Source organism: Streptomyces sp. NEAU-YJ-81, from assembly GCF_017592595.1.
GTDB classification, from domain to species: Bacteria; Actinomycetota; Actinomycetes; order Streptomycetales; family Streptomycetaceae; genus Streptomyces; species Streptomyces hygroscopicus_B.
In genome coordinates, this window is the sequence record NZ_JAGFNO010000087.1 from 1 (window position 1) to 8,490 (window position 8,490).

Genomic DNA, 8,490 nt, shown 5'->3' on the forward strand with positions numbered 1-8,490 from the left:
CATCCGCCACCCCCACCACACCCACCGCATGCCGGACCCACTCACCCTCCCGACACGAAAACACCGACACCGACCGACGACCCCCCTCACCCGCACCGCCCACCGAAACCTGAACCTCCACCTCACCCCGCTCCGGAAGCACCAACGGCCCCTCCAACGTCAACTCCTCAACCACCCCACACCCCAACCGCAACCCCGCCTGCAACACCAACTCCACAAAACCCGTCCCCGGCAGCAACACCACACCGGAGAGGGCGTGATCAGCCAGCCAGGAGTGGGTGGCCAGGGACAGCCGACCGGTCAGCAGGCAGCCGCCGGACTCGGGCAGCGCGACCGTGGCCCCGAGGAGGGGGTGGTCGAGCGCGCCCAGTCCCAGCGCGGAGGCGTCACCGTGGCCGGGCCGGGGCGTCAGCCAGTAACGCTCCCGCTGGAACGGGTAGGTCGGCAGTTCCACCCGTCGCGCCTCGCCGAAGGCCGCGGGCCAGTCCACCCGTACGCCGTGCACCTGCAGCCGCGCCATGGCCGAGAAGAACTGGGCGAGCCCGCCCTGGCCACGGCGCAGCGAGCCGGTGACCACCACGGACTCGCCAAAGGCGTCCGCCGTGTCCTGGATGCCCATGGTCAGGGCGGGGTGGGTGCTCGATTCCACGAAGACGCGGTGGCCGTCGGAGAAGAGGGCCTGTAGCGCGCCCAGGAAGTCGATGGGCTTGCGGGCGTTCCAGAACCAGTAGTCCGCGTCGAGTTCGGTGGTGTCCAGGAGTCCGCCGGTCACCGTGGAGTAGAACGGAACGGTGGACTGGCGGGGCGCCACGTCGGCCAGCAGGGTGAGCAGTCGTTCGCGCAGCGGTTCCACCTGAGGGCCGTGGGACGCCACGGTGGCGGGCACGACACGGGCGCGTACGCCGTCCGTCCCGCATGCGGCCACGAACTCCTGGAGACTTTGCGGGTCGCCGGCCACTGTGGCCGCCGCGGGCCCGTTCACCCCGGCCACCGCGAGGCGTTCGCCCCACGGCTCGATCCGGGTGGCCAGTTGTTCCGCCGGCAGGGCGACCGAGGCGATCGCGCCGTTGCCCACCAGCGTTTCGGCGAACAGACGGCTGCGCAACACCACCACCTTGGCCGCGTCCTCCAGCGACAGCGCCCCGGCCACGCAGGCGGCCGCGATCTCGCCCTGGGAGTGGCCGACCACGGCGGAGGGGGTGATCCCGTAGGAGGACCACAGCTCGGCGAGGGACACCATCACGGTGAACAGAACCGGCTGGACGACCTCGATGAGGTCGAGCGAGGGCGCACCGGGCGCGGATCGCACCACGTCCTCGATGGACCAGTCGAGATGCGTCTCCAGTGCACGGGCGCACTGGGCGAACCGGCGGGCGAAGGCCGGGGAGGAGTCCAGCAGTTCCACGGCCATACCGGCCCACTGCGAGCCCTGTCCCGGAAAGACGAACACCACGCCGGTGTCGGGACCGGCCACTCCCTCCACCACGTTCGGGGCCGGCTCTCCGGCGGCCACCGCGGCAAGGCCGTTCAGCAGGTCCGATGGGGTGGATCCGATCACCACCGCGCGGTGTGACAGCGCCGAGCGGGTGGTGGCAAGGGTCCACCCGAGGTCGCTGGGGTCCGCTTCCGTGGCCACGGTGGCGAGCCGCGCCGCGAACGCGCGCAGACCGGCCTCGCCCTGGCCCGAGAGCACCCAGGGCACCGCCACCGGCTCGGTCCGGGGCGGATCAGTACGCTCGGTCTCCGGTGCCTGCTCCAGGATCGCGTGGGCGTTGGTGCCGCTCACGCCGAAGGCGGAGACTCCCGCCCTGCGCGGCCGGTCGTTCTCCGGCCAGGGAGTCCGCTCCGTGAGCAGGCGTACCGCGCCTGCGGACCAGTCCACATGCGGGGTCGGCTCGTCCACGTGCAGGGTGCGCGGCAGCACACCGTGCCGCATGGCGAGCACCATCTTGATGACCCCGGCGACGCCCGCGGCGGCCTGGGTGTGGCCCAGGTTCGACTTGACCGATCCGAGCCACAACGGCAGGTCCCGATCCTGACCGTAGGTGTCCAGCAGGGCCTGTGCCTCGATCGGGTCCCCGAGCCTGGTGCCGGTGCCGTGCGCCTCCACCACGTCGACATCGCCCGTGGACAACTGGGCGTCGGACAGTGCCGTGCGGATGACCCGGCGCTGGGAGGGCCCGTTGGGCGCGGTCAGCCCGTTCGACGCGCCGTCCTGGTTGGCAGCGGTACCACGCACCACCGCCAGCACCGGGTGGCCGTGCCGTTCGGCGTCGGACAGCCGCTCCACCAGCAGCATCCCGGCGCCCTCACCCCAGCCGGTGCCGTCCGCGCCCGCGGCGAACGCCTTGGACCGGCCGTCCGGGGCCAGCCCGCCCTGCTTGGACAGCTCGACGAAGGTGTTCGTCGTCGTCATCACCGTGACGCCGCCTGCCAGCGCCAGCTCGCACTCCCCGTTGCGCAGCGCCCGCACGGCCAGATGCAGGGCGATCAGAGAGGACGAGCACGCGGTGTCCACGGTGACCGTCGGCCCTTCGAGACCGAAGGCGTAGGCCACCCGTCCCGAGAGAACGCTCGCCGCGCTGCCCGTGCCGAGGTGGCCTTGCACATCGTCCCGTGCCGCGCTGAGCAGCGTCGCGTAGTCCTGGCCGTTGGTACCGATGAACACCCCGGTCAGGCTGCCCCGCACGGCGTCACGGTTGACGCCGGCCCGCTCGAACGCTTCCCAGGAAGTCTCCAGCATCAACCGCTGCTGCGGGTCCATCGCGATGGCCTCCCGGGGGGATATCCCGAAGAGCGCCGCGTCGAAATCCGCGATGCCGTGCAGGAATCCGCCGTAGCGGGTGACCGACTTCCCGGAACCGCCCTCGGGGTCGTAGAGACCCTCCGTGTCCCAGCCACGGTCGACCGGGAATTCCGACACCGCGTCGCCACCGTCGCGCACCAGGTCCCACAACGCTTCCGGCGTTGCGATGCCACCGGGGAAACGGCAGCTCATGCCGATGATCGCAATGGGCTCGTGGCTCTTCGCCTCGATGTCCTGCAGGCGCTGGCGGGTCTGCCGCAGATCCTTCGTGACCTCTTTGAGGTAATGACGAAGTTTCTCTTCATTCTCCACAGGACGACCCTCTCAACGCGGTGCTGGACTCACTCGGAGTCGAACTCGACGGCAGGTTCACGAGATACCGAATTCCTTGCCGAGGAGGTCGAACATCTCCTCGTCCGTCGCGGAATCCAGTTCAATGTCACGGTCGGCGGCCGCGCCCCAGTGGGACAGCAGGCTCTTGATCTTCGCGGCGACCTCGGCACCGGCCACGTCGCTCGGGGACAGGTCGGACAACACCGCTTCGAGCCTGTTCAGCTCGTCGAGCACGGACGTCGTATCGTCCTCGGCCTCGCCCTTGACGAGTTGGGCCCGGACATGGTCGGCGAGCGCCGCGGTGGTCGGATAGTCGAAGATGACCGACGCCGGGAACGGTACGCCGGTGGCGGTGGCCAGCCGGTTCCGCAGCTCCACCGCGGTGAGCGAGTCGAAGCCGACCTCCTGGAAGGTCCGCGAGGGGTCTACGGAAGCGGGCTTCGCATGCCCCAGCACGGCCGCCACGTGGGTACGGACCAGTTCCAGCACCGCCCGATCGCGCTCGATCCGCGACATGCCCCGCAGCCGGGTGGCGAATTCCTCGACCGGTTCCATAGGAGGGGTGGCGATCGTGAGCAGTTCACTCAGCAGCGGGCTCGGCCGTACGGCGGTGAACCGGGAGCCAAAGCTCGACCACTCCACGTCCGCGATCATCATCGTGGTCTCGTCCGCGACCAGTGACCGCTGAAGCGCGGCAATCGCCAGATCCGGGGGCATACCGGGGAGCTGTCGCTGAGCCGCCCCCATGCCGCTGTCGGCCCAGGCACCCCAGGCCAGAGACGTGGCCACCAGTCCCTCGGATCGGCGCCGCTGGGCCAGTGCGTCCAGGACGGCGTTGGCCGCCGCATAGCTCCCCTGGCCCGCGTTACCCATCGTCCCCGCAGCCGACGAGAACAACACAAAGGCATCCAGATCCCGACCCCGCGTCAGCTCATCCAGATACCGCGCCCCCGCCACCTTGACCCGCATCACCTCCCGAATGCGCTCAGACGTCAACGACTCCAACACACCGTCATCCAGCACACCCGCCGCATGAACCACCACACGCAAATCCGCAATCCCCTCCACCAACGCCGCAACCTCACGCCGATCAGCCACATCACAGCCCACTACCGACACCACCACACCCAGCGCCTCCAACGGCGCCACCAACTCCGCGACGCCGGGTGCCTCGGCCCCCCGACGACTCGCCAACACAATCCGCTCCACACCGGCCCCCGCCAGCCAACGCGCCACATGACCGCCCAGCGCACCCGTGCCCCCGGTGACCAATGCGGCCCCACGACCGCGCCACTCGGCGGACGTGTCCGCCACCCATGTCACCCGGGTCAGCCGGGCACCCCAGGCCCCAGCGGCACGGACCGCAACCTGGTCCTCCCCCGTCCCCCCACTCAGAACCCGACACAACCAGGCCCCGACACCCTCATCCACAACCGGCGGCAGATCGATCAACCCACCCCAACGATCCGGACGCTCCAAACCGATCACCCGACCAAGCCCCCACACGCCCGCCTGATCCGGATCGACCACATCCCCGTCGACCACCGAGACCGCACCCCGAGTAACACACCACAACGGTGCAGTCGTACGAAGCGTCTGCAACAAGAGGACGGTCTCCTCAACAGGCAGCAGTGACACCACACCCGCCGTGGCAGGGACGGTCTCCGGCGCCGCGACCTCTGCGAGCTCCGCGACCTCTGCCACCGTCACCATCCGCACCTCGGCCCCTGCCGCGTGCATCGCACCCATCAGGTCATCGGCGCCGCCGCCCGGCTCGGCCACCAGCAGCCATGTGCCGGTGAGGACGGGCTCCTCGGAGACCCCCGGAATCGGCGCCCACCCGAGCCGGTAACGCCAGCCGTCGATGACCGATTGCTCCTGCCGCGCCCTTCGCCATGCCGCCAGGGCGGGCAGAGCCGCGTTGAGCGGCTGCCCAGCATCGATACCGAACGAACCGAAATCCCCGCGCTCGACCGCATCCCAGAACGCCGCGTCCACCGCACTCGTCGCAGGCTCAGCCGAGGACGGCTCCAGCCAGAACCGCTCACGCTGGAACGCATACGTCGGCAAATCAACACGCCGAGCACCGGGGAACACCGCCGCCCAATCGATCTGGACGCCCCGGATATACAGCCCACCCAGAGCGGCCATCGCGGTAAGGGGCTCCGGACGATCCGGACGCAGTACGGCCAGTCCGTCGCCACCGGCCAGAGCGGTCAATGTGCCATCGGGACCCAGCTCCAGGAAGGAACCGACACCCAGCCCACGGAGTGTGCCGAGCCCATCGGCAAAGCGCACGGTCTCCCGCACATGACGCACCCAATACTCCGGCGAACACAACTCATCACCCGCCACCACACCCGACACATTCGACACCACCGGCACACTCGGAGCCCGGAACTCCACCCCCCGCAACACCTCACCAAACTCCGCCAACATCCCATCCATACGCGACGAATGAAACGCATGACTCACCCGCAACCACCGCGTCCGCACCCCCCGACTGATGAACACCTCCTCAACGGCACGAACCGCATCCTCTTCACCGGACAACACCACCGACTCGGGACCATTGACCGCCGCAACCGCCACACCCCCGGTCAGCAGCAGCCGTACGTCACCCTCCGACGCCGCCACCGAAACCATCGCCCCACCCGACGGCAACGCCTGCATCAAACGACCCCGAGCAGCCACCACCCGGGCGGCATCCTCCAACGACCACACACCCGCCACATACGCAGCAGCCAACTCACCAATGGAGTGGCCCAACAGGTAGTCCGGCTTCACACCCCAGGAAGACACCAACGTGAACAACGACACCTCAAGCGCAAACAAACCCGCCTGCGTATACGCCGTCTGCCCAATCAACTCAGCGTCATCACCCCACACCACCTCACCCAAAGGCCGCTCCAAATAACGGTCCAGCTCCCCACACACCTCATCCCACACCCCCGCGAACACCGGATACGCCTCATACAACCCACGCCCCATCCCCAACCGCTGCGACCCCTGACCCGCAAACACCACACCCAACCCACCACCAACAGGACCCCCCACAACCACCGGTCCCTCCAAAGCCCCGAGCAACCCCGCACGATCCGCACCCACCACCACCGCACGATGCGACAACGCAGAACGAGCAGCCACCAACGACCACCCCACATCCACCGGATCCAGATCGGGATTCCGCTCCGCGAAGGCCCGTAGCCGTACGGCCTGCGCCTGAACGCCCGCCTCGTCCCGAGCCGAGAACACCCAGGGAATGGCCGGGAGTTCGATCCGCTCCGGCCCGGGCTCGGGTTCGCCCGTCGTGTCGGGGGCCTGCTCCAAAATCACATGGGCGTTGGTACCGCTCGCCCCGAACGATGAGACTCCGGCGCGACGGGCCCGCCCGGCCTCCGGCCACGCCGTCTGCTCACCCAGGAGTTCCACCGCGCCGGTGGACCAGTCCACATGCGGGGTGGGCTCATCGATGTGCAGGCTCTGCGGCAGCACACCGTGGCGCATCGCCATCACCATCTTGATCACACCGGCCACACCAGCCGCCGCCTGCGTATGACCAATGTTCGACTTCACCGAACCAAGCAGCAACGGCCGCTCCGGATCCCGATCCTGACCGTACGTGGCCAACAACGCCTGCGCCTCGATCGGATCACCCAGCGTCGTCCCCGTCCCATGCGCCTCCACCGCATCAACATCACGAGCAGCAAGCCCGGCGCTGGCCAACGCCTGCCGAATCACCCGCTGCTGCGACGGACCATTCGGCGCCGTCAACCCATTCGACGCACCATCCTGATTCACCGCCGAACCCCGCACCACGGCCAACACCCGATGACCATTGCGCTCAGCATCAGACAACCGCTCCACCAACAACAGCCCCACACCCTCCGACCAACCCGTCCCATCCGCACCAGCGGCAAAGGACTTGCACCGGCCATCGGCAGCCAGCCCGCCCTGGCGCGTGAACTCCACAAAAACCTGCGGAGTCGCCAGTACGGTGACTCCCCCCGCGAGCGCCAGCGAGCACTCCCCGCGCCGTAGCGACTCGCTTGCCAGATGCAGCGCCACCAGCGACGACGAACACGCCGTGTCCACCGTCAGGGCAGGTCCCTCCAGACCGAACGTATAGGCCAGCCGACCCGACGCCACGCTGCCCGCGATGCCCGTGCCCCGATAGCCCTCGATGTCCTCCGGGACATCGGCGAGCCACGAGCCGTAGTCGTGGTACATCACGCCCGTGAAGACCCCGGTCCGGCTGCCTTTGAGCGTGTCGGGGGCGATTCCGGCCCGCTCGAACACCTCCCAGGCCGCCTCCAGCAGCAGCCGCTGCTGGGGATCCATCGCCAGCGCCTCACGCGGCGAGATACCGAAGAACCCGGCGTCGAACTCAGTGGCGTCATAGAGGAATCCGCCGTCTCGGGCGTACGAGGCACCGGCGCCGTCGTTGGCTCCGGCCAAGGTCGCCAGATCCCAACCCCGGTCCGTGGGCAGCGCGGAGACCGCGTCAGTGGCCGAGTCGACCAGGCGCCACAGATCCTCGGGAGACTCGACACCGCCGGGGAAGCGGCAGCTCATGCCCACGATCACAATCGGATCGTCGTCGACCGCCGACACGGGCGCGGTCGGTGCGACGGCGGGCAGGGAGCCCCATACCTCCGCCAGCACACGCTCGGCCAGCAGCCGGGGGGTGGGGTGATCGAAGACAGCGGTGGCCGGCAGCCGTACGCCGGTGGCCGCGCTGATCCGGTTGCGCAGTTCCACCGCGGTCAGCGAGTCGAAGCCGATTTCCTGGAAGGTCCTCGAGGTATCGATGGACTCCGCGGAGAGGTGGCCGAGGACACCGGCGACGTGTTCCTGCACCAGGCCGACGACCCGGTGTTCCCTTTCGGCCTCCGTTGCTCCGGCGAGTTGGTGCCGCAGTCCGGCCGGAGTGCCTCCGGTCCCGACTGCCCTACGGACGGGGGCGGTGACCAGGCCGCTCAGGATCGACGGCAATGTGCCCGCGGCAGCCCGTTCCCGCAGCGCCGGCATGTTCAGGGGCGTGGCCAGCACCATCGCCTCATCGGCGGCGAGCGCCGCATCGAACAGTTCCAGTCCTTGTTTGCTGCTGATGCTCGTCCCCACGGACCGGGAGATCCTCGACAGTTGCACCTCGGCCAGATCGGTGGTCAGTTCGCTGCGTTCTTCCCAGAACCCCCACGCGATCGATACCCCCGGCAGCCCTTGCGCCCGCCGATGAACAGCCAACGCATCCAGGAACCCATTCGCCGCCGCATAACTCCCCTGACCCGCATTCCCCAACACACCCGCCGCCGACGAAAACAACACAAACGCCGACAGATCCAACCCAC

The 8,490-nt window shown here is 68.8% G+C and carries 2 protein-coding genes; both read right to left on the reverse strand.

What is annotated here, in order from left to right:
- Positions 1-3,118, reverse strand: a 3,118-nt coding sequence (locus tag J5X86_RS49745) for a type I polyketide synthase (RefSeq protein ID WP_208523168.1), incomplete at its 3' end; no start/stop codon positions are given.
- A gap of 57 nt (positions 3,119-3,175) precedes the next feature.
- Positions 3,176-8,490, reverse strand: a 5,315-nt coding sequence (locus J5X86_RS49750; RefSeq protein WP_374229509.1) for a type I polyketide synthase, incomplete at its 5' end; no start/stop codon positions are given.